The organism is uncultured Tenacibaculum sp. (assembly GCF_947498805.1).
In the GTDB taxonomy this organism is placed as follows: Bacteria; Bacteroidota; Bacteroidia; order Flavobacteriales; family Flavobacteriaceae; genus Polaribacter.
Genome location: NZ_CANMLT010000007.1, coordinates 37,624 through 60,804, shown reverse-complemented (window position 1 = coordinate 60,804; position 23,181 = coordinate 37,624). Strand labels below are relative to the sequence as shown.

Below are 23,181 nucleotides of genomic sequence, written 5' to 3'. Positions count from 1 at the left end.
CGTTACACAACTAATAAAAGGGAAAATTAAAGGTATTGCTTCTTAAATTAGAGGTATAATAAAAAGTATAACCTCTAAATCATTGTGTTATGAGTACCGTTAGAAAGTTTAAAAAAGACAATTTAAAAACAAATCAGTTTCCAAAATTAGCATATAAAAAGAATCAGTTATTTAATAAGTTATTAAACAAAAAAGAGAACGTTGCCGTTGTAGGTTTAGGTTATGTGGGCTTACCACTAGCCGTTCACATGGCCTCTAAATTTAAAGTAGTTGGTTTTGACGTCAATGCAGAAAAAGTAATGCAACTGATGCAGCATAAAGATCCTTGTAATGAACTTAGTAGTGCTGAGTTTGAAAACAAAGACATTGCATTTACAGTGGATGAAAATATCTTAAAAGATGCTAAGTTTTACATTGTAGCTGTTCCTACTCCAATTAATGAGCTTAAAAAACCAAATTTAACTCCGTTAAAATCAGCAACAGCCACTATTGCAAAACATCTAAAAAAAGGAGATTGTGTAGTGTTTGAATCTACGGTATTTCCAGGATGCACAGAAGAAGTTTGTGTACCAATTTTAGAACGTATTTCTAGATTAAAATTCAATGAAGATTTCACCGTAGGATATTCTCCAGAAAGAATTAACCCAGGAGACACACAACATACCTTTACAAAGATTAAGAAAATTGTTTCAGGAAGTACTGAAGAAACACTAGACTTAATTGCTAAAGTATACGAAACTGTTGTAGAAGCAGGTGTTCATAAAGCTCCAACAATTAAAGTAGCTGAATCTGCTAAAGTTGTAGAGAATATTCAAAGAGATGTAAACATCGGATTGATGAACGAGCTATCTCAAATATTTGGTGTACTAGACATCAATACAAAAGATGTATTAGCTGCTGCTGGAACCAAATGGAACTTCCACAACTATTATCCTGGTTTAGTTGGAGGGCATTGTATAGGTGTGGATCCTTATTACCTAATAGAAAAAGCCAAAGAAAACAAGTATGTTCCTAAACTACTTGAGCAAGTGCGAGAAGTTAATGAAGGAATGACACATCATATTGCATTACAGTTGGAAAGACGTTTATACGCAAAACGCTTTTTAAAGAAAGGAGTTTCGGTATTAGTAAAAGGAATCACCTTTAAAGAAAATGTAAATGATATAAGAAATTCTAAGACTGCCGAGCTATGCTTAGAATTAGAGAAAAGAGGATACAACGTAATTGTTCAAGATTATATGGCCAATCCTAAAGAGGTAAAAAGACGTTACGGATTGGAAGTGGTTGATACTACATCGCAAGAATTTGACGCTATCATTTTAGCTGTAGATCATGCCGACTATGAACATTTAGCGTACTATGATTACCTAAAAAACGGAACCACAGATACGCTTATTTTCGATATCAAAGGAGACAAAAAAGATCGTTTTCCTAAAGACATATATATGTCATTATAATTAAAAACATCAAACGCAATGTTGAATTTAGTAAAATATAATAATAACTCCAGAAAGATTCATATCGAGGGATATTCGTTGCTCATCGTGGCTCATGCCAATGAGTTAAAAAATGAGCAACTTGAATATCTTGATGGATTTATTATTGACACAGCATCTGTATCTTTTACTAAAGACATCATATATCAAATTAGAACCAATAACAATTTAGATATTGCCTTATTACCTATATTCATAAGCGCTGTTCATAAATTTCCTAAAAACGTAGAAATCCATACAGACGGACCTGTTGCCATAGATTTAATTGGGTCTTATGTACAACGAATTGCTTCAATCAAAAAGAAGATCAATCAATTACAAATTCCACAAAAAACCACGCATGAAGAGTTTCTAAATTACAAAGTGTTAGCCTATAGTTATACCAGAAATTTGGTGATTACCCCTATTACCTCAAGACAAAGTATCATAGGGTATGAATTTCCATTTATCTCGTTATTGTTTAAACAACACGAAATATTGTCTTTGTTAAAGACCTTTGATAAATTGACACAAGAAAAGTTACTTTCTTTTACCCTAGAGGATCTTATCCATGTTTGTAAAAGCTGTACTAGCAATTACATCAACTTTAGAGAGTGCTGTCCAAAATGTGATTCTATAGACATCAAAGCGCATGATATGGTGCATCATTTTGTATGTGCTCATGTAGCACCAGAAAAAGATTTTAAAGTAGACGATGGTTTAGAATGTCCTAAGTGTGACAAACAATTAAGGCATATCGGAATTGACTATGACAAACCTTCAACGATTTACTCATGTAATACTTGTAATCATGAGTTTCAAAATAGTAGTATGAAAGGACTTTGTATAGACTGTTCTACTGAACATGAATTAGATGAATTATTAGAAAAAACAATTGGGAGTTATGCACTTACCCAAAAAGGAGAAAATGAAGTGTTAAAACAATCGAAAACCATTGAAAAAAGCACCTCAGAAACCATAGGAAACTTAAGCATTCCTTTGTTTAAAATACTCTTAAAGCAAGAAATTCAACGAATCAAAACAACCAACGGTTCTAGTTTCTTTGTAACTATAAATGTTCAAAACAAACGATTGCAACTGTTAAACCAAGACGTTAAAAATGAACTAACAAAAGAGATTCATAACATTATCAAATCTTATTTAAAAGATGCTGATATGTTAGCCTCTAAGAGCTATGACATTCATTATTTGTTACTTCCAGAGACTAAAGAAGACCAATTGAAAAGGTTAGAAAACATTCAATACAACCTCAACAAGTTACTGAGTGATAATATGCAACAAACTACGAATGAAATAGCAATTCAATATCAAAAAATCACAACCGAAAAAGCACTCCATGAATACCTAATTTTATGATCCTAAGCATTCACAATATACTACCTGAATATGTTAACTACTGGTTTGTTGTAGGTTTCAACAAATTCTTAAGAGTATTCTGGTATTTTGTGATTTTTGAATTCACTCGCTATATTATTATTGACTATGTTATTGCTATAATCTTCTCCTTCACTCAAAAAAGAAGAAATCAAAAATTTCAGGAAGCAAAACGTAAGCTATTTACTGAAAACCCTTTTGTTTCGGTGATTATTCCAGGAAAGAATGAAGGAAAACACTTATACAAACTCACCAAGTCTTTAGCTGAACAAACCTTTAAAAATTTTGAATTAATCATTGTCGATGATGGTTCTGATGATGATACTCCAATTATAGGAAAGAACCTAGAAAAATTGGGACTTATTGATATGTTTATTAGAAACGAAATGCGTGGAGGAAAAGCTTCTGCTGCCAATCTAGCATTACGTTATAGTAAAGGGAAATATATTGTTCATTTAGATGCCGATTGCTCTTTTGATTCAGATGCTATAGAACAAGTTTTGATACCCTTTTATTTAGATGACAAGATTGGTGCTGTTGGAGGAAATGTAAAAGTTCGTAATTATCGAGAAAGCTTGTGTGCTAAGTTTCAAGCTATAGAATATTTAAAGACGGTTTCAGTAGGTAGAATTGTTACTTCGTACCTAGGAATTTATAAAATTATTTCAGGAGCATTTGGTGCCTTTAGAAAAGATGTTATTGATAGTATTGGTGGTTGGGATATTGGCCCTGGTTTAGACGGAGATATCACTGTGAAAATTAGAAAATCGGGATACAAAATTTACTTCCAACCAAAAGCTATATGCTTAACAAATGCACCTTCTAAATTTAAAGTGTTAACCAAACAGCGCTTGCGTTGGGATAAGTCTATTATTCGCTTCCGAGTTCGAAAACATAAAGATGTTTACTTTCCAAATGCCAATTTCAATTGGCTTAACTTTTTCTCTTTAACAGAAAATGTATTTTACAATGTAGTATTAGATATTTTATGGTGGATTTATATTATTGACATTATTGTAAACTATACAAGTCAATTAAAATTTGTAATCCCCATGAACTTCACCTTGTACTTTGTTATGTCTTATGTACAAATGTTTAGTATGTATATTTTTTCTGAAAGACGAAAAGAAGAGTTGTATTTATGGCCATACGTTTCTTTAATGACACTATATACAGGAACCTACCTAAGAATCATTAGAACAGTAGCATATTACAAAGAGTTTTTCTTTAAGCGTTCTTTTGATGATCCATGGAATCCGTATAAATCTTCTATTCAAGCAAAAAGAGCTGGTTTGTAAAAAGTAACATTTGAACGATAACGAGCTGCATTTCACCGAATTTCAATCAAAAACTCTTGACTTCATTCCTAACTTCACTAAAAAATTAGTCCTCTAATAGATATCATATACCGTTATCTAAGGTTTCACAAAACTGTGAATTGCATACAAAAGATATAATCAACCCTAAAACCAAACCTTATGAAAGCGCCTAAAATAATTCAAACCATAAAGAAAATTAGTATGATAGTACAAGCCTTAATCTTCTTAGTAACGATACTTTTAGTATCTAAGATCAAACAAATCAATTTCTTTAACAATTTCAAGAACTTAAAATTTATCCCTCTTCTTCTCGTAGGTATCTTTTATAACTGTAGCTCAACCACAGAAGCAGAATTATCTAATGTTTCAAACAATACTGCAGCAGTAGAAGAATTACCTTTTAAAGTTAACAACAACAGTAGTCAACTTTCTCAAAGAATAACTTACATTAATAGAACTGCTACAATTACTCCCATAGTTTCTGGTTTAAATGCAAGAGGAAGTTCAACCGTAAATGGAACCCAAGAAATGTATTATTGGGAACATGTTGCAGAAGTTGATCCATTAGTTGTAAATGGACAAACATTGAGTGCTACCCATATTACTCTGGATGATAACAAAGCTTATGTGAGTTATCATAAACAAGGAAATGTACATTTAGGTGCTGTAGAAATTATTGATTTAAACAATGCTAATTTTCCTGAAATCATTACGCAAGCTACCTTTTTAAATTCTGATATCAATGCTGTTACTTCAGGTTATATAAACGGATCGTCTAACTTAAAAGTATGGTTGGCTATGTCCGATTCAAAAAACGGAGCTCAATTATTCGAATTGGAAGCAAATGGAGGTTTATTTTCAGAAAACTACAGACGTAAAAACTTATCGAATGTATTAGAAGGATCTGGTGTTTCAGCTTCTGCAAATGGAATTGCCATAACTGATGATTACTTATATATCACTTCAGGAAAAACACATGGAGGTACTGTAATGATTAACAAAAACACTTTTGAAGCTGTGGATTCTGAAAGTTATAGTGATGCTAAATATGTAGCTGTAAGTGGAACTAGTCTTGGATCTAAAGTAGTAAGTTTAGTAACTGGAGATAATGCAAGTATCAAAGTAGATGATGTAAAAAACAGTCTAGAATCAACCAGTTACGATATCGGTTCTATCTTCCATCAAAATGTTTTAGAAACGTATAGAGGTAAATCTACCATGGAGTTCTCTCCAGTAGATCAAGACAAGGTATACATTGCTAAAGGTAAAGACGGACTTGCATTGGTTGATGTTACGAATGGAGAAATCTCAAACGAATCAAAAGGATTAATGCTAGTTGTTGGAAATACGAACGGAGTGAGTTCTGATATAGATTATGTATATGCAGCCAATGGTTCTGACGGAATCTCAATTTCTCCGCACCCTACCAATGGCGGTGGAGATATCGAACCTATCTTCTATTGGGATATGGCCGAAGAAGGAGCCTCTGCCAATTATATTATTGCCGATGGTGAATGGGTATTTGTAGCCAAAGGTGGTGGTGGATTTAAAATTCTAAGAAAACGTACAAAAGATGAATACAAAACAATTACTACCTATAATAACAGTGGTAAGCCAGACGGAATGGAAGATGACAAAGTTATTTGTAGTACTCTATTACCAAATATTTACAATAACGTATTACCAGAACGTCAAAATGCAATGACCGCACATCCAGAATATTTTACCAACCCCGTAAAGACTTTGGTTATTGAAGAAGAAACAGAATTAAACTTAACCTTTATTGATGAAGGTGCTGGTTACAAAAATGTATTAGGATATTATACCTATCAATTAGGAAACAAACCAACTAGCGCAGATCAAGTAGATAAGATTGTAATTTTCCCAAATGCATCAGCAGAAAGATCTGGTGGACAGCTTGTAAGAGGTAACACCATGCGTTTATTAGGAACTTTTGAAGAAGGTACAGTTGTTAGTTTCTTCTTGATTGCAAACGGATGGAGAAATGGAAGTATTACTGACGGATACTACACACAGCATTCAGATATTGATTATAATTTAAGCGGACGTCAACAAAGTATTTTATTCTACGATTCAACTTGTAGTTCTATTGTGATTGCTTTTGAAGATATTAATGTTCCAAATGGAGATAATGATTTTAACGATGCTATTTTTGAGATTACACCATCTAATCCAAATGCTATAGACACTTCTGCTCTAAATCAAATAGGAAATTAATTAAAAACTTGGGTATAGAAAACGAAAAGGCCTTACTAGAGATAGTAAGGCTTTTTACTTTTGTTATTGGAAAATAATATTGATACAGCCATCAAACAACTACCATATTGTAACATTATCTAAATACCTAATCAACCTTCCTTCTTCTAACTCTTTATGGAAGTCACAACTTGTTAACCTGAGCATAACGGTATTGTCTTTTAAAGTATGGGTATTATGAATATCTCCGGGCAGGTATACACTACACTCCCCTGCTTTTAAAATTGTAGCTTCTTTTTGTACAACATCCATGGTTCCATCAGGGAAAAATACACGATTAAACAATCCCATTTTTGATTCTCCTTGAAGTACTGCATAAATTACCCAACCACTTCCGTGATCATGCGGAGGACTCATATCTCCTAGTTTTTCTAAATGTCCCATTAGCACAAAACCATGTTGTTTACTTCTATAAATCTCCTTAGCTGGAAGTTGTTCTTTTATTAAATCTATCATCCAACTTTCTGCACTACTATCTTTAATCAAATCTTCTACTAATTCTTTACTTTTCTTAACCAAGTTTGAGTTTAATGGTCCCCATATTTTTGAGATTTCTTCTACAAAATGGTCCAATCTTGCCTGCTTCATAATTTGCTCTTTTAGTTATAAACTTACTCATACGCAAAACTAAGATGGCTAAAAGCTCTTTTTTGTGTACAAAAGTTGGCTTTTTATGGATATTTATCCTTTTGTAGCAGCATTGTTACGAAACACTTCTGCTGTAAATGAAGTATGTCTTTTAAAGAAACGCATAAAATAAGAAGTATCGGCAAAACCTAACTCATGAGCAATTTCTGTTACTGTATTTTTTGTAAATAGCAACAACCTTTTTGCTTCGATCAAAACACGTTCATGAATTAAATTTATAACTGTTTTATTCAATGCCTTTTTGCATAAACTATTCAAGTGTTTGGAAGAAACATGCATTAAATCTGCATAATCTTCTAACTTCTTATGTGTTTTATAATGTGTATCAATTAATGTTTCGAGCTTTCTTATCTGATAAGTTAGATATACTGGATTGTTAGAAGTTTTAGGTTCTTGATAGACTCGTGCAACCCGTATTAGTAAAACTTCAAACAATGCTCTTAATAAATTGTCTTTTGCTTTAGATTTGTGCTCTTCGAAAAGTTCTTCCCAAGCTGTTACTATTTTTTTGTCATTTTCTTTTAACCGAACTACTGGTGTATTATTTATAGAGTGGAAAAAAGGGTAGTCTAATAATTTTTGAAAATTATCATTCAAATGATAAAACGCCGAATCAAAAGAAATAACATAGCCTTCTATATTACTACTAGCTTTTAATGAATGTACTTGCCCTGGAGAAACAAAGAATATACTATTTGGTTTAATATCATACGTTTTGAAATCTATTGAATGCTCTCCTACCCCATTTTTGACAAACATTATATGATAAAAATTATGTCTATGTGGTGCTACAATCATTTGATTCCCTACAATACTACCTGTTAATCTTTCTATTTCAAATTTTGAAACTTCTTTATTAATAATATGATCAATGGTTCTAATTGGAACATCCTTAAACTCCTTTTTACGCATAACCTATTCTTAATTTGAAATAAAACCAAAACAATTCTGTGCTCATAAAATACACTTTTAGTCTCACAAAATTACAAATACCACACTGTTATTTATATGGATAAAAGGAAGTTTATTAGGTACTAAATTCCCCAATAGAATATAGTTTTTGAAAGAAAAACAAGCATGACTAGCTCTTCCCAAATGAATCTTATATTTAACTTATTTACTATATAGTTACACAAAATAGTTAGGCAATTATAAAACACAAAAAAGCCTTACTAAAACTAGTAAGGCTTATTGTGATCGCGACAGGATTCGAACCTGTGACCGTCTGCTTAGAAGGAATATTACTTATAACACATAAAAAACTGTATTACAAAAACTTACACCTAGTAAATAAAATTAAAATTCGTAAAAAAATTGTAAAATTTATATAAAAGAGAGCATTCTCGTTATGGAAAAACAAGGTTAATCCTTACTTAAATTATGGTTTTCCGCACTTGTTCTTTTTCTTTTTTCTTTAATTTGGAAGCTTATTTTTAGTATATAACTACACAAATAAATACTTTATAGACAATTTTATTTTTAATTGCAAATGAGCCTTTATCCTGACATATTATTTCATTTTACAAAGAAACAGTACTTATACAAAATTCTAAAACAAACTTTCAGAATTTCATACGCAAGAGAAAAAATAATTGGACCAAATGAATATAGAGAATTTGCAGTTCCAATGGTTTCTTTTTGCGACTTAAAACTATCTGAATTAAAGAATCATATGGAAAAATATGGCAACTATGGAATAGGGTTAACTAAAGAGTGGGCAAATAAAAATGGACTGAGCCCAGTAATGTACATAAATAGAAATGCTCAAATTACAGATGATTTATTGGGTGGTCTTAGCGGAGTTTATGCTCACATGAGTAAAATCAATGACTTAACGGAATTAAAAAAATTAAATACTAGTTATGTGAACATTATGAACACATATCGATATATTAAAAACTATGAAGGCGAATTAAAACGAAATGGAAAAATTGAAAATGAGAATTTTCGATTTGCTGATGAAAGAGAATGGAGATATGTTCCAAAATTAAGAACGGAAGGAGTAAATCCTTTTGTAGCGATTTCTAATATTAAAACAAGAAAAGAGAAAGAGTTTTATAATAAAAAAGTAAGCCATATTAATTTATCATTTGAACCAGATGACATTAAATATTTAATTGTTGAAAACGATGATGAAATTGGTGAATTAATTGAACATTTGGAAAGCGTTAAAGATCGTTTCGATAGAGAAACTCAGAACCGTTTAGCTAGTAGAATTTTAACTTCTGAAAGAATTAACAAAGACATTTAATTACTTCTACATTCTGAATTAAATTGATAAAAAATGGAACAAATTAGAGATTATAACTTAGAAACTTTTAAAGCTTTTCTATTAGATAATTTAAAAAATATTTACGACTTAGAACTGTTAGTTTTAAAGGGGCACATCATCACTGAGTTTACCATCAATTGCTATCTTGAGAATTTATCCAACATATCAGAGGCAAACTTTTTCAAAGGGGGATATAATCATAGTTTAAAAATTGGAATGATAGAACATTTTGGAAAATTTGGCGATAGAAATTCAGGAATGGTAAAATCTCTTAGACTATTAAATAAAATAAGAAACGGTATAGCTCATACTTTAATTATTAATGAACAATTAATACAGGAATACATAAACTCAGTCACACAATTAGCTGGTAAAAGTTTTATAAATTCTAGACATGATTTAAGATTACGGTTTTCAATGGCAACAGGTTATTTATGCGGAGAAATTTTCGCAGATTATTATGATAACAAAAAAAAATATTAATGGAATTAAAAAAATTTATAAAACAAACTTTAATTGAAATAACAAATGGTGTAAAAGAAGCTCAAGAAGAAATAAAAGACTCTGGTGCTTATATAAACCCTGAAGGGTTTCATAGTGGAGAAAATTTACAATCTGGTTATCGTGGAGAATACAGACATATACAAAAAATAAAAATGAGTGTTGGAGTAAATGTTGTAGAAAATTCTGAAATTAAAGGTGGGGCTGGAATAATTTCTGTTTTTTCATTAGGCTTAAATGGAAAAGTTTCAGATGTAAATACTGTTACTAATAAAATTGAATTTGAAATACCAATTTCTTTACCTGTAATGGACATAAAAAAATAAAGCTTCATATTTTCATCTTGCTTCTTTTAATTTCTTTTCAATCAAATCAATAAACATGTAGAACTTTAACATTTATGGAAAACAAATTAGACAATAATAAAAAAAATGATAGATTTAAAACACTATCAGCTATAAGAGATTACACTCCCCTATTATATATTTTGTTAGTATGTACTTCATACGTCTTTTTAAATTCTTATTATATTCAATTTGATATTAAAGAATATTTATCATTTCAAGAAATTATTTACATTTTTCTTCCAATTTCAAATTTTATTATTCTATTCATAGTTTTTCAATTTTTGCATTACTCCTACAGAGAAATCTTACATCTTAAGGAAAGAGCTCTGTTTGTAAACCCAAAAAGTAAATCAGTTTTAAAAACCATCCCTAATTGGATAAAATACATAATATTCTACTTCTTATTGTTTGTATTTTTTCAAATGCTTTTTAACTATTCAAAGTTTATCAATGAATATTATTATACACAATTTATTGTTTTCATAATAGCAATCTCAATCATTATAGTTATTCTGATCTTGAAACTACATGAAATTCTGACTAACCAGAATGAAAAAGCTTTAAAACCTTTTTTCATTACTCTTATATCTGCTATGTTTACTGCATATGTTTTTATACAAAGGTTTGAAGCCAGATTAATACTTGGAGGAGTTCCTAAATATAGTTTACAATTAATTAGAGCTACTGATACTATTAAAACTAATGATAGTCTAGTTTATTTTGGTGAAACTAAAAATTATTACTTTTTAAGAAATTTAAAAAATAATGAGAACCTTATTATTCCTAATAGTAATATTAAATCTATAATAAAAAGAAAAATAAAGTAATTTGATTACAAAATTCCTGGATTAAAAATGGGATTGTTAAAGTCTTACTGATTCACTTACACAGACCTTAGACAACCTGCCTAAAAAGCATATTACACACAAGCACTTAAATCCCTATCTACCAACCTCTTAATCATCAAAACAACAAATTATCAGAAAAAATTCGTAAAAAATTTGTATAACTTCTTTTATCACAAATCACAAAAAAATATAAACACCTACTTATCAAGACTTTAACAATTAGGATGTAAATCTAAAATTTTAACCAATAAAAAGATCTAAAAATCTATAAATCTAATTTTGAAAAACGGTTTAACTAACTGATAAACAACAAAAAAGCCTTACTAGAAATAGTAAGGCTTATTGTGATCGCGACAGGATTCGAACCTGTGACCGTCTGCTTAGAAGGCAGATGCTCTATCCAGCTGAGCTACGCGACCAGTAACTTTTTTTGTCGGGGTGGCAGGATTCGAACCTGCGACCTCTTGGTCCCAAACCAAGCGCGATAACCGGGCTACGCTACACCCCGATAAGGTTATCTACAATTTTTTTGCGGAGAGACCGGGATTCGAACCCGGGCATCCCTAAGGATGACAGCTTAGCAGGCTGCTGCATTACCACTCTGCCACCTCTCCTTAACTCTTAAACTCGTTCGTTTTATTGAGTTAAAAATTGCGAGTGCAAATATATAACGGATTAAACATTCACACAAGTTTTTTTGAAGAAAAAAATCACTAATCTGGATACTCAACACGTAAGTGATAGATATTCATCAACTTATTCTTAATAATTTTTTTTATTTTTTCTATCTCTCTAAATGTAATATCCGAATTTATGAACTGATTTTCGCTTTTTTGCTTCTCAACAATTCGATCTATCAATTCATCGATACTTTGTGCCGTTGGTGTTTTTAAACTCTTAGAAGCCGCTTCTGCTGCATCACACATCATTAAAATTGCTGTTTCCTTAGAAAACGGAATTGGTCCTTGGTATTGAAACTTTTTAATATCCACTTCTCCATCTACACTATTATCTAATTCTTGCTTGTAAAAATAGTATGTTACACTTGTTCCATGGTGTGTTCTAATAAAGTCTATAATTCTATCTGGCAGTTTGTTTTTCTTAGCAATTTCTATCCCTTTAATTACATGATCTAAAATAATACGGGCACTATCTCTTGGAGATAGATCGTTATGCGGATTTACTCCCGTTGATTGATTTTCTATAAAATACATCGGATTGGCCATTTTACCAATATCATGATATAAGGCTCCTGTTCTAACCAACATAGAATTTGCCCCAATCTCATTCGCCGCAGCTTCTGCTAGATTGGCAACCTGCATAGAATGCTGAAAAGTACCTGGTGCTTTTTCATTTAACTCTCTTAACAATTTAGAGTTCGTATTAGACAATTCTAACAAGGTTACATCTGAAACAAGTCCGAATACTTTTTCATAAAAATAAATAAAGAATACCGACAAAAAAGAAAGCAATCCATTCGCTGCAAACAATCCAAAGTACTCCCAATTAATCTTATCTGCATTTCCTTCTTTCAAGATTGAAAATGCGAAATATGTGATCATATAAATCAAAGTAATTTGCCCTATCGATATGAATAAATTAGCCCTCTTATACAATTCAGATACTGTAAGTATAGTTACTATTCCTGCAATAATATGCAGGTAAATAAATTCGAAACTGTTTGGAACTATAAATCCTAATAACAATACTGTTAATACATGTGTAAATAACCCTAAACGAGCATCAAAGAAAGCTTTTAAAACAATAGGCAGTATACTTAACGGAACTACATATAAAAAATCTGCATTGTACTTAACTACCAATGTTTGTACAAAAATCATTAGTAACACATTAATAAAAATGAAGGTTACTTTGTTATTGTCTTTAAATATTTCAAATCGATATCTATGTAAAAATAACAATAGCATTAATAGGGCTAAAGATACAAGCACCGTATACCCAAAAACAATCCAGTTTTTATTAGACTTTGTCCAAATTTGTGATTTAGAAGCGTTTTTAAAAGACTCTAATACATTAAACTTCCTTCCTTCTACAATATCTCCCTTTAAAATAATCAATTCTCCTTTGGATACTTTCCCTTTAGCTAAAGACACATTCTGGAGCGCTTCCTCTAATTCTTTCTGAGTAAATTTTGTATCGTAAAAAACATTGGGTTCTAACAATTCCGATAAACTATTTAACACAATAGATTTCGGGTATGAAGCCAAATCTTTGGTTTCTTTTTGAAGAATTGGAAGTATCTTATTAGAAGTAACAAATTTCGAAAACACAACATCTTCTATGGCATTATCATTTTTAATTAGTGTTACCAATTCCTGATTACTTTTAACCTTGTTAATACCTTCATTAGAAACAAACCCAACTCTATATACTTTATCAATGATACGATTTCCTAATCTTTGCATTGTTGTAATCGTTCCACTAGACAAGGTATCTGAAGGAAAAATCAAACTCATTTGACTATCAAAGGACTCTTTTACTCCTGCTTTAACATCGTTGTTATAGTTAAAGTACACTCTAGAACTACTTTCTATTTGTTTTTTCTCTTTTTCTAGTTCTTCTGTAGTTTTTTGAATTGCAAAATCAAATGGCGCAATTAAGGTCACATATTGCCATGGTTTCCCTTGTACATAATCATACTTAAACTTACCCCCTTTCGGAAACAAATACACAATTGCAAATGCTGTAATTAAAAATAATATAGCCTTGTATATAATGGCATTGTTTCTATATAATGTGTTTATTAATTTATTCATTGAATTAATTTAACTTCTGTAAATATAACCTTAATTAATAATTTTACTACTTGCTATAAAATGGTTATTTTCGCAAGACAAATTTAAACAACAAATATACCCAACAATATGAAAGAAGTAGTAATTGCATCGGTTGCAAGAACCCCTATAGGAAGCTTTTTAGGTACCTTATCAACTACTCCTGCTCCAAGATTAGGTGCAGTAGCGATTAAAGGCGCTTTAGAAAAAATTAATTTAAAACCAGAAATGGTGGAAGAGGTTTTTATGGGAAATGTAGTTTCTGCTGGTTTAGGGCAAGCTCCTGCACGTCAAGCAGCTATTTTTGCTGGAATTCCTAATCACGTACCTTGTACTACAGTAAATAAGGTATGTTCTTCGGGAATGAAATCAATTATGTTGGCTGCTCAAACAATTGCTTTAGGTGATGCTGAAATTGTTGTTGCAGGTGGTATGGAAAACATGAGTATGATTCCTCATTACCAACACGCTCGTAGTGCTACTAAATTTGGTCCAGTAAAAATGGAAGACGGTATGCAAAGAGATGGTTTAGTTGATGTATATGAGCAGGTAGCAATGGGAGTTTGTGCTGATGAATGTGCTACAGAATATGAGTTCTCTAGAGAAGATCAAGATAATTTTGCAATTGAGTCTTACAATCGTTCTGCAAAAGCTTGGAGCGAGGGTAAATTTGCTGATGAAGTAGTTCCTGTTGAAATTCCACAACGTCGTGGAGAACCAGTTATCTTTTCAGAAGATGAGGAATATAAAAATGTGAAAATGGAGAAAATTCCTGCTTTACGTCCTGCTTTCACAAAAGAAGGAACGGTTACTGCTGCTAATGCATCTACAATCAATGATGGTGGGGCTGCTTTAGTATTAATGTCTGCAGAGAAAGCAAAAGAATTAGGAATTACTCCTTTAGCTAAAATTAGAAGTTATGCAGATGCTGCTCATGAACCAAAGTGGTTTACTACTGCTCCTGCAAAAGCATTACCGAAAGCCTTAGCAAAAGCTGGCGTTTCTATTGACGATGTTGATTATTTTGAATTAAATGAAGCGTTCTCTGTGGTAGGATTAGCAAACATGAAAATTTTAGGTTTATCTGCTGATAAAGTAAATGTAAATGGTGGTGCTGTTTCTTTAGGACATCCATTAGGAGTTTCTGGAGCTAGAATTATCATTGCTTTAACTTCTATCTTAAAACAAAACAACGCTAAGATTGGTGCTGCTGGTATTTGTAATGGTGGTGGTGGTGCTAGCGCAATGGTTATTGAAAGAATTTAATTTTTAACATATTTTTCATCCCTGTTTGTTGTTATTAATAACAAGCAGGGATTTTCATTCTAAACACATATTTTTAATGCTTTTCGGAATTTGTAACTTAAGTATTGTACCTATGAGGCTAACGCCTTCAGATACTGCTGAAATGGTAAATCAACTTGTATTTGGTGAGCATTTTGAAGTGTTAGAAAAAGATAAAAAATGGAGTAAAGTGAAGCTCTCTTTTGATAATTACGAAGGTTATATTGATAACAAACAATATGAAGAAATTTCAGAAGAGACATATAACAACTTAACTTCTGAAGCTAGAAGTTATGCAGGAGAATTGATTGATTTTGTTACAGACAACAATAACAATTTAACAACCATCCCTCTAGGCGCTAGACTTCCATTTTTTGAGAATCAACAATTTAGTATCAACAATACCCAATACGCTTATCAGGGTAAAATAGCCAACAAACAACTTCCGAAAGCTTCTATTGTCGAAACTGCCTTTTTGTTTTTAAACACTCCTTATTTATGGGGTGGAAAAACACCTTTTGGAATTGACTGTTCTGGTTTTACACAAACCGTATATAAATTATGTGGTTATAACTTACTACGTGATGCTAAAGAACAAGCTACTCAAGGTGAGGTATTAAGTTTTATAGAAGAAAGTGAACCTGGTGATTTAGCTTTCTTTGACAATGAAGAAGGGGTAATTACTCATGTTGGAATTATCATGACCGACTACAATATAATTCACGCTCATGGAAAAGTAAGAATTGACAAACTAGACCACAGCGGCATTTATAATATTGACACACATCAACACACCCATAAACTAAGAGTTATTAAACGATTGGTTTAATTTTCTACCACCAAACCATCATACGCTAAAAATACATTTTTAGGTAGTTCTTTCTCTACCTCAGCATGAAAGCCTAGTAATTCACTAATATGGGTTAAATATGCTTTTTTAGGTTGTAACTCTGCTATAAAAGCCAATGCTTCTTCAAGATTAAAATGGGTTGCGTGTGGTTCTTTTCTTAATCCGGTAACAATAAGAACATCTAAATTTTGAAGTTTTCTCTTTTCTTCTTCTTTGATCGTTTTGATATCGGTTAAATACGCTACATCATTGAAACGATATCCTAAAATAGGTAAGTTTCCATGCATTACCTCTACTGGGGTTACTTCTACTCCATCTAAACGTAAAGAATGTTCATGGGATATTACATTCGTTTCCACCTTGGGTGCAGAAGGATATCTATTTTCAACAGCAAAAATATACTCATAACGTCTTTGTAATTTCCCCAATACCCTTTCACTTACATAAATTGGTACTGCTCCCATTTGAAAACCATAAGGTCTTATTTCATCCAAACCGGCTATATGATCGGCATGTTCATGTGTAAATAATATTCCTTTGATTGATTCAACATTCTCACGAATCATTTGCTGTCTAAAATCAGGTCCGCAGTCGATTATATAATTACAATCATCCCAAGAAACCATTATGGAAGATCGTAACCTTTTATCTCTTGAATCGTTCGAAAAAGCAACTGGGTGCTTACTTGTTATCATAGGAACACCTGTAGAAGTACCCGTTCCTAAAAAAGTAACTTTAATTTGTTTTTTTTTATCCATGTAGGCTACAAAAATACAATAAAAATTGTCTGATAGTAGCTAATTTCAGTACCTTTGCTCAACGTAACAATAAAACATAAAAATGGCAATTACGTTAAAAGGAGATCAAAAGATAAGTACGGTACTTCCTACTAAAAGTAAAGCTTTAAAAATCAATTTGAACGCCCATATTTATGGTACTTTCGCCGAAATTGGTGCAGGACAAGAAACAGTACGTAACTTCTTTAGAGCTGGAGGTGCGTCAGGTACTATTGCAAAAGCAATGAGTGCATATGATAAAGATTTCTCAGACGCAATTTATGGAATTGAAGATGATGGACGCTATGTTACTGAAGCAAGATTAAAAAAGATGCTAAAACACGAGATGGACTTAATCGAAGAACGTCTTGATCGTCAAAAGCACCCAGATAAATTATTTTTCAGCTATGCCAATACCGTTGCTACCATAAACTTCACAAAAAAGTTTAAAGGTCATGGTTGGGTTGGTATTCGTTTTCAATTAGATCCTTTAGAAGACTACAACGAAATTGTGTTACACCTTCGTTTTAAAGAAACAGACGCTAGGTTACAACAAGAAACATTAGGAATATTAGGAGTAAACTTAGTATACGGTGCGTTCTATATGAACGACAACCCAAAAGAACTAGTTAAATCCTTTTACGACAATATAGATCATGACAAATTAGAAATTGATATGATCAATTTCTCTGGTCCAAGGTTTATGTATGTAGACAACCGTTTAATGAGCTTACAATTAGTTAAAAACGGCATGACAAATGCAGTAATGTTTGGACCTGACGGAAACAATTTATTACCTGCACAAGTTTTATATAAAAAGAACATTCTTGCATTACGTGGAAGTTTTAGACCTGTAACTAAGGTAAACATGGACATGTTTGAAAGGTCTAAAGATTTATTTTTTGCTGAAAACAAGGTTTCTCCAGAAAAAACACAAGTTATTTTTGAAATTACACTGAGTAACTTAAGAGCTGAAGGGGAAATTAACGAACGTGATTTCTTAGATAGAGCTGAATTACTTTGTTCACTAGGACAAAATGTAATGATTACTAACTTCCAAGAATATTTTAAACTGGTTGAATACTTTAGTGAGTTTACCAAAGAACGTATGGGACTTGCTATGGGAGTTTATAACTTGATTCAAATATTTGACGAAAAATATTACAGACATTTAAGTGGAGGTATTTTAGAAGCCTTTGGTAAGTTATTCTTTAAAGATTTAAAGGTATATATGTACCCATACAAAGATGAAGAGTCTGGAGAGTTTATTACTAGCGAAAACCTTAAGGTACACCCTAGAATGAAAGAATTGTATAAATTCTTTAAAACTAATGGTAGATTGGTTGATATTAAAGATGTGAATACAGACATTCTACATATTTTCTCTAGAACTGTGTTAAAAATGATTAAAGATGGAGAACCAGGTTGGGAAGACATGCTTCCTGAAGGAGTTTCTGAAATGATTAAAAACAATCGATTATTCGGTTTTTCAAGAAGAAAAGTTCAATAATCACAGATTCATAAATTTTTAAGACAGTCTTTTTGACTGTCTTTTTTTTTATAAAATTGATAAATTGATTAAACCTTTTTATTTTTATAGAGTCAAACATTTAAATAATCACTTTGACCGAAGAAATTACATTAATAAATCAACTACAAGACAATAAAACCAAAGAGGAAGCTTTTCGTTGGTTAATTTCCCAATACAAAGAACGTTTGTATTGGCATATAAGAAAAATTGTAATTTCTCATGACGATACCGATGATGTACTTCAAAATACGTTTATAAAGGTTTACAGAAGTATTGATAAGTTCAAAGGGGAAAGTAAATTGTTTTCTTGGTTATACAGAATTGCTACAAATGAAGCCATAACTTTTATTAACAAAAGAGCTAAAGAAAAAAATATTGAACTTTCAGACATGCAATTTCAATTAGCTTCTAATTTAGATAGTGATACTTGGTTTGACGGTGATCAAATTCAAATTATATTACAAAAAGCAATTGCCACACTTCCTCAAAAACAACAGCTAGTTTTTAATATGAAGTATTTTGACGATATGAAATATCAAGAAATATCAGACATCCTAGAAACCTCTGTTGGAGCCTTAAAAGCATCGTATCATCATGCTGTTAAGAAGATTGAAGAATATATAAAATTTAATCAACATTAAACCTTTTGTTAAAAGTAGAGTCAAAAGTATAAATGAAAGATAAAAAACAACATATCAACAAAGAATTCTCTTTAAAAGACATTAAAGGTAATGGGTTCAAAAAACCCACCAACTACCTAACCTCTTTTGAAGATGAACTATTTGCCAAAATTTCTGAAGACACTTTACCTAATAAAAGTGGTTTTGAAGTTCCTAAAGGATATTTTGATTCTTTAGAAGATAATCTTGTTGCTCAAGTATCTAATGATAAACGAACAACGAAAGTAATTCGTTTGTCTCATACCATTAGAAAGATAATACCATATGCAGCGGCAGCTTCTGTTTTACTTTTTATTGGTCTTAATTATTTTTCAACAGGTACAGATACCGTTACAATTGATGATCTATCAGAAACAGAAATTGAAAATTGGCTTTATGCCGCAAACGACTCAAATGAGATTACTGACATTTTGCAAGTAACAGACTTTGAAGACACAAGTATAACAGACAATATGAATGATATAGAAATTGAAGATTATTTAGATAATATTGATACTTCTACTTTACTAAACGAAATTAATTAACATGAAAAAAGTTACCTTACTACTTACTCTTTTACTTTTCTCAAGCTTTGGACTATCTGCTCAGATGAAATATAGAAAAGGGAAACAAGAAAAAATAAAAGCCGCAAAAGTTGCCTTTATTACAGATAAATTAGATTTAACCGAAAAAGAAGCACAACAATTTTGGCCTTTATATAATTCTTTTCAAAAGAAAATCAATTCTTTAAGGTTTGAAGAACGTCAAAAAATAAAAAAACAAATCGGTGGGCTAGAAAATTTAGATGCGCTTTCAGAAAGTGAAGCTAAGCAAATTGTAAAACGAATCGGTGATATTAAATCTGATATTTATAAAACAGAGAAAGAATTCCAACAAAAACTAAAAGGAATTTTAAGTTATAAGAAAGTTCTTAAACTAGAAATAGCTGAAAGAGAATTTCACAGAACTCTTATTCGAAAATTAAAACATCGAAGAATAAAGAAATAAAAAAGAGCGCAATTGCGCTCTTTTTTATTTCTTTATTAATGCCATACATGCATACAGTTCTGGTTTGTTAGCAGTAAACTGCTTTAACCATATTGTTAGTTCATCTACTTCGTAAGGTAGTAATCTGTTCAATGCCTTTTCAAGCTCTTTACAAAATAAATCTGCGTTGAAGCTTACTTTTTTTAGTACTGTTTTAGTGTACTCGAACATTGCTCTAGCCATAATCATTTAAGGGGATTAAAGGTTATATATTTGAAACGTAAGGTACAAAAAAATATTCTCTGCCAAATGTTAAAATATCAACAAAAAAAAACCAGTTTTGTTAAAAACTGGTTTTTTAAATAATTTAAACACTTGATTATAAAGCGCTTATTTTATCTAAAATAGCTTTTGCTCTTTCCTCTAATTCACCATTGATAGCTTTAAAGTGAGCCTTTTTGTTCTCTACATCTTTAGCATTAACCTTAGCGATTAACTCGTCAAATGTATCAAACAATTCATTGATAATCTCTTCAGACTTTGAAGCATCAGCTTCTGGATTCAATTGAGCATTTAGTTGACAAATATCATATAAGTCTCCTAATGTATAATTAATATCTTTCTTTAAATTCTTTATGCTTGCCATAATTCTAAAATTTGCTGCAAATTTAATTTATTTTATCTAATTGATTTTGAAATTCTTCAAAAAATAAACCTACATGATATCCATCAACCAATGCATGGTTTACATTAATTGCTACAGGCATCATTAATCTACCTTTCTTTTCTTCTATTTTTCCGAAGGCTAATTGCGGAACACTGTCGTCTTTATTTCCAGAAAAAGGTTCTTTATGTCCAGAAAAATGTACCCATGGTATCGCAGAACAGTGAATACACCCTAATGAATATTTAGGCGGGAATAAATCTCTTGTTTCTTGTATTCGTTTCTTTTCTTTTTGGAAATTGTTATTAAAATCAGCAAAGCTTTCATTGAATTCAATAAATGAAAACCCAAAGGTATGATCTTCTCTAGCGATAGTAGCAGATGCTTGAATTGTTTCATAAATAGCAATTTGATCTCCCTCAATTCGATACTTCAAATTTTCAACACTATTTATTGCTATTAAACATGCATGCAAGTAGCGCACAAAAAAAGATTCCTTTTTCTCTTTTGCATCTTTAAAAGTATTGGTTACATCGACATTTGCTACCAATGCGAACGTTGAATCATCTAAAGTTCTAAAATGATGAAACAACTCTTTTCTATTCCAAGAATCTATATCTAAATATTTCATTTATAAATATGAAAGGATTTCTTTGATATTTCCTGCTGTTCTATAATCTTCTGATTTTTGCTCTTCTGTAACCTCTTCATGTGCCCAAGTAGTATGAAATGGAACATGTATTGCAGAAGCTCCAATTTCTACTAAAGGCAATACATCAGACTTTAAAGAGTTTCCAATCATTAACAATTCTGAAGGATGAATATCTAAATGCTTTACTAACTTATTATAATCTGGTACTTTTTTCTCACTCATTACTTCTGTATGGTGGAAATACTTTAAAATACCCGATTTCTCTAACTTACGTTCTTGATCCAACAAATCTCCTTTAGTTGCTACAATCAATTTATACTTTCCATGCAAAGCTTGTAGTACCTCCTCTACTCCATCTAGTAACACAATGGGTTTTTCTAACATTTCTTTACCAATGTTTAAAATACGATCAATTGTTTGCTGATTGATTTTATAATTGGAAAGTTCTAAAGCGCACTCAACCATAGACAGCACAAACCCTTTTACTCCATATCCATAAATAGATAAGTTGGTGATTTCTTTTTTAAATAACTCCTGGTGGATTTTATTCTCAGTTTCGTAATCTGACAATAACTTTGCAAACTCATTTTCTGCGTCTCTAAAATACGTTTCATTTACCCACAAGGTATCGTCTGCATCAAAGGCTATAACTTTAATATTATCCATTGTTTAAGTATTGAATTGCTTTTTCTAAATCTTCGGGGGTATCTATACCAATAGCTTCTACATTTGTTTCTACCATTTTTATTTTCTTACCTACTTCTAAATAGCGAATACATTCTATTTTCTCTGCCGATTCTAACGGAGTCATAGGCAAGTTGTAAAAATCTAACAATGCTTGTTTTCTAAAAGCATACACGCCTTTATGTTTATAATATTTAACCTCAACATCTTTATCTCTATGATAAGGTATCGGATTACGTGAAAAATACAAGGCCAAATTGTTTTCATCGGTAATAACCTTAACATTGTTAGGGTTTTCAATATCTTCCTTATTTGTAATATGTACTTTTAAAGAAGCTAGGTCAATCTCTGACTTAATATCTTCTTTAAATATTTGAATTAGTTTTCGAAGCGACACTTCATCTATGAAAGGTTCATCTCCTTGTACATTCACCACAATATCAACCTCTAAATTTTCTACAGCTTCAGCAATCCTATCAGAACCTGTTTCATGTTCCTTTTTACTTTTAATTACCTTACCTCCTACTTCTTCAATAGCATCATAAATAACATCTGAATCTGTTACTACATACACTTCATCAAATAACTTTGTTCTTAAAGCTGCTTCATAAGTTCTAACAATAACGGGCTTTCCACCTAGTTCCTTCATCAATTTACCTGGAAAACGCGATGCACTATAACGTGCAGGAATCATGGCTATGATTTTCATAAATACAGTTCTATTTTCTATTCAAAGATACAATTTTAAACGTCAGTTTTTCTTTCGTTTAATTTTTAACTTTAACATATTTTTTCTGATTTTAACTAGCTATAATTGAGAAAGTTTTATACATTTGACCATATGAACAATGTATTTACACATATCTCTAAGACAATTAACCGTATTATTTCTAATACGATTGCATCTTGCTATGTAATGTTTAGAGGCTATACGCGTATGCAAAAACAGTATGTCTATATAGAAAAAAGTACCTGTTCTAAATTTAGAAATTAGTAAATTAATTATAACTATAATAACAGAAAGGTGCTTTTTAACAAAAGCACCTTTTTTTATGTATTAACTTAAATTTTAATCATTATGAAAATGTATTCAACAACAATGTATCGACAAGGCAAATGTATTATTAACCATGTAAAGAATTTTTCATTAGAAGATCCCGAACTATTACTCATATTAAACACTTAAAATCATGAACACACACATACACACTAGCAAC

The 23,181-nt window shown here is 31.2% G+C and carries 23 protein-coding genes and 3 tRNA genes; 14 read left to right on the top strand and 12 right to left on the bottom strand.

All coding sequences use genetic code 11. The annotated features are described in order from the left end of the window. The first annotated feature begins 89 nt into the window (after positions 1-89). The 4 genes from Q0873_RS14635 to Q0873_RS14620 all read left to right on the top strand — a co-directional run bounded on the left by Q0873_RS14635 (position 90) and on the right by Q0873_RS14620 (position 6,427). Positions 90-1,457, top strand: a complete 1,368-nt coding sequence (locus Q0873_RS14635) for a nucleotide sugar dehydrogenase (RefSeq protein WP_299108631.1) — start codon at positions 90-92, stop codon at positions 1,455-1,457. An 18-nt stretch (positions 1,458-1,475) separates the two neighbouring features. Then, on the top strand, positions 1,476-2,852 hold the full coding sequence (locus Q0873_RS14630; protein WP_299108629.1) for a hypothetical protein: 1,377 nt from the start codon (positions 1,476-1,478) through the stop codon (positions 2,850-2,852). Continuing rightward, positions 2,849-4,168, top strand: coding sequence for a glycosyltransferase (locus Q0873_RS14625; protein ID WP_299108627.1), 1,320 nt, complete (start codon positions 2,849-2,851; stop codon positions 4,166-4,168). The genes Q0873_RS14630 and Q0873_RS14625 overlap by 4 nt, the downstream gene beginning before the upstream one ends. Before the next feature lie 180 nt (positions 4,169-4,348). Beyond that, on the top strand, positions 4,349-6,427 hold the full coding sequence (locus Q0873_RS14620) for a DUF4114 domain-containing protein (RefSeq protein WP_299108625.1): 2,079 nt from the start codon (positions 4,349-4,351) through the stop codon (positions 6,425-6,427). Between the two features lie 99 nt (positions 6,428-6,526). Here the strand turns inward: Q0873_RS14620 and Q0873_RS14615 are convergent, their stop codons facing one another. After that, positions 6,527-7,054 carry a hypothetical protein gene (locus Q0873_RS14615; protein WP_299108623.1) on the bottom strand — a complete coding sequence of 176 codons (528 nt, stop codon included), beginning with the start codon at positions 7,052-7,054 and terminating at the stop codon, positions 6,527-6,529. Between the two features lie 93 nt (positions 7,055-7,147). Further along, entirely contained in the window at positions 7,148-8,026 is an 879-nt protein-coding gene (locus Q0873_RS14610) for an AraC family transcriptional regulator (RefSeq protein ID WP_299108621.1), read from the bottom strand. A 577-nt stretch (positions 8,027-8,603) separates the two neighbouring features. Here Q0873_RS14610 and Q0873_RS14605 point away from each other — a divergent pair. The 4 genes from Q0873_RS14605 to Q0873_RS14590 all read left to right on the top strand — a co-directional run bounded on the left by Q0873_RS14605 (position 8,604) and on the right by Q0873_RS14590 (position 11,061). Next, positions 8,604-9,365 carry an abortive infection system antitoxin AbiGi family protein gene (locus tag Q0873_RS14605; protein ID WP_299108619.1) on the top strand — a complete coding sequence of 254 codons (762 nt, stop codon included), beginning with the start codon at positions 8,604-8,606 and terminating at the stop codon, positions 9,363-9,365. A 33-nt stretch (positions 9,366-9,398) separates the two neighbouring features. Then, positions 9,399-9,869, top strand: coding sequence for a hypothetical protein (locus tag Q0873_RS14600; RefSeq protein ID WP_299108617.1), 471 nt, complete (start codon positions 9,399-9,401; stop codon positions 9,867-9,869). Continuing rightward, complete coding sequence (locus tag Q0873_RS14595; protein ID WP_299108615.1) at positions 9,869-10,213, top strand: hypothetical protein; 345 nt, start codon at positions 9,869-9,871, stop codon at positions 10,211-10,213. The genes Q0873_RS14600 and Q0873_RS14595 overlap by 1 nt, the downstream gene beginning before the upstream one ends. Before the next feature lie 74 nt (positions 10,214-10,287). Further along, positions 10,288-11,061: a hypothetical protein gene (locus Q0873_RS14590; RefSeq protein ID WP_299108613.1), complete on the top strand. Its 774-nt coding sequence runs from the start codon at positions 10,288-10,290 to the stop codon at positions 11,059-11,061. A gap of 366 nt (positions 11,062-11,427) precedes the next feature. On the opposite strand, the gene Q0873_RS14585 is transcribed toward Q0873_RS14590, so the two are convergent. The 4 genes from Q0873_RS14585 to Q0873_RS14570 all read right to left on the bottom strand — a co-directional run bounded on the left by Q0873_RS14585 (position 11,428) and on the right by Q0873_RS14570 (position 13,859). Beyond that, positions 11,428-11,501 (bottom strand) — tRNA-Arg (locus Q0873_RS14585). Positions 11,502-11,515: 14 nt separating this feature from the next. Next, positions 11,516-11,590, bottom strand: a tRNA-Pro gene (locus tag Q0873_RS14580). A 24-nt stretch (positions 11,591-11,614) separates the two neighbouring features. Continuing rightward, a tRNA-Ser gene (locus Q0873_RS14575) sits at positions 11,615-11,696 on the bottom strand. A gap of 99 nt (positions 11,697-11,795) precedes the next feature. Further along, entirely contained in the window at positions 11,796-13,859 is a 2,064-nt protein-coding gene (locus Q0873_RS14570) for an HDIG domain-containing metalloprotein (RefSeq protein WP_299108611.1), read from the bottom strand. Positions 13,860-13,967: 108 nt separating this feature from the next. Between Q0873_RS14570 and Q0873_RS14565 the strand changes: the two genes are divergently transcribed. Beyond that, positions 13,968-15,143, top strand: coding sequence for an acetyl-CoA C-acyltransferase (locus tag Q0873_RS14565; protein WP_299108609.1), 1,176 nt, complete (start codon positions 13,968-13,970; stop codon positions 15,141-15,143). A 76-nt stretch (positions 15,144-15,219) separates the two neighbouring features. After that, positions 15,220-15,990 (top strand): C40 family peptidase, encoded by a 771-nt coding sequence (locus Q0873_RS14560; protein ID WP_299108607.1) that lies wholly within the window; start codon positions 15,220-15,222, stop codon positions 15,988-15,990. Here the strand turns inward: Q0873_RS14560 and Q0873_RS14555 are convergent. Beyond that, a complete protein-coding gene (locus tag Q0873_RS14555; protein WP_299108605.1) occupies positions 15,987-16,769 on the bottom strand; it encodes an MBL fold metallo-hydrolase in 783 nt (260 codons plus the stop codon). The genes Q0873_RS14560 and Q0873_RS14555 overlap by 4 nt on opposite strands. Before the next feature lie 82 nt (positions 16,770-16,851). On the opposite strand from Q0873_RS14555, the gene Q0873_RS14550 reads away from it, so the two are divergent. The 4 genes from Q0873_RS14550 to Q0873_RS14535 all read left to right on the top strand — a co-directional run bounded on the left by Q0873_RS14550 (position 16,852) and on the right by Q0873_RS14535 (position 19,985). Next, complete coding sequence (locus Q0873_RS14550; protein WP_299108603.1) at positions 16,852-18,297, top strand: TonB-dependent receptor; 1,446 nt, start codon at positions 16,852-16,854, stop codon at positions 18,295-18,297. 113 nt (positions 18,298-18,410) lie between these two features. Continuing rightward, a complete protein-coding gene (locus Q0873_RS14545; RefSeq protein ID WP_299108601.1) occupies positions 18,411-18,959 on the top strand; it encodes an RNA polymerase sigma factor in 549 nt (182 codons plus the stop codon). 32 nt (positions 18,960-18,991) lie between these two features. Further along, the gene (locus Q0873_RS14540) at positions 18,992-19,522 is read left to right on the top strand and encodes a hypothetical protein (RefSeq protein WP_299108599.1); all 531 of its coding nucleotides are present in this window, start codon (positions 18,992-18,994) and stop codon (positions 19,520-19,522) included. A 1-nt stretch (position 19,523) separates the two neighbouring features. After that, complete coding sequence (locus Q0873_RS14535) at positions 19,524-19,985, top strand: sensor of ECF-type sigma factor (protein WP_299108597.1); 462 nt, start codon at positions 19,524-19,526, stop codon at positions 19,983-19,985. A 24-nt stretch (positions 19,986-20,009) separates the two neighbouring features. Here the strand turns inward: Q0873_RS14535 and Q0873_RS14530 are convergent, their stop codons facing one another. The 5 genes from Q0873_RS14530 to kdsB all read right to left on the bottom strand — a co-directional run bounded on the left by Q0873_RS14530 (position 20,010) and on the right by kdsB (position 22,673). Beyond that, positions 20,010-20,207 (bottom strand): hypothetical protein, encoded by a 198-nt coding sequence (locus tag Q0873_RS14530; RefSeq protein ID WP_299108857.1) that lies wholly within the window; start codon positions 20,205-20,207, stop codon positions 20,010-20,012. Between the two features lie 136 nt (positions 20,208-20,343). Then, entirely contained in the window at positions 20,344-20,610 is a 267-nt protein-coding gene (locus Q0873_RS14525) for a hypothetical protein (RefSeq protein WP_299108595.1), read from the bottom strand. Between the two features lie 22 nt (positions 20,611-20,632). Then, on the bottom strand, positions 20,633-21,259 hold the full coding sequence (locus tag Q0873_RS14520) for a chloramphenicol acetyltransferase (RefSeq protein ID WP_299108593.1): 627 nt from the start codon (positions 21,257-21,259) through the stop codon (positions 20,633-20,635). Beyond that, the gene (locus Q0873_RS14515) at positions 21,260-21,946 is read right to left on the bottom strand and encodes an HAD family hydrolase (protein WP_299108591.1); all 687 of its coding nucleotides are present in this window, start codon (positions 21,944-21,946) and stop codon (positions 21,260-21,262) included. Further along, complete coding sequence (gene kdsB / locus Q0873_RS14510) at positions 21,939-22,673, bottom strand: 3-deoxy-manno-octulosonate cytidylyltransferase (RefSeq protein WP_299108589.1); 735 nt, start codon at positions 22,671-22,673, stop codon at positions 21,939-21,941. The genes Q0873_RS14515 and kdsB overlap by 8 nt, the downstream gene beginning before the upstream one ends. Positions 22,674-23,181 lie beyond the last annotated feature (508 nt).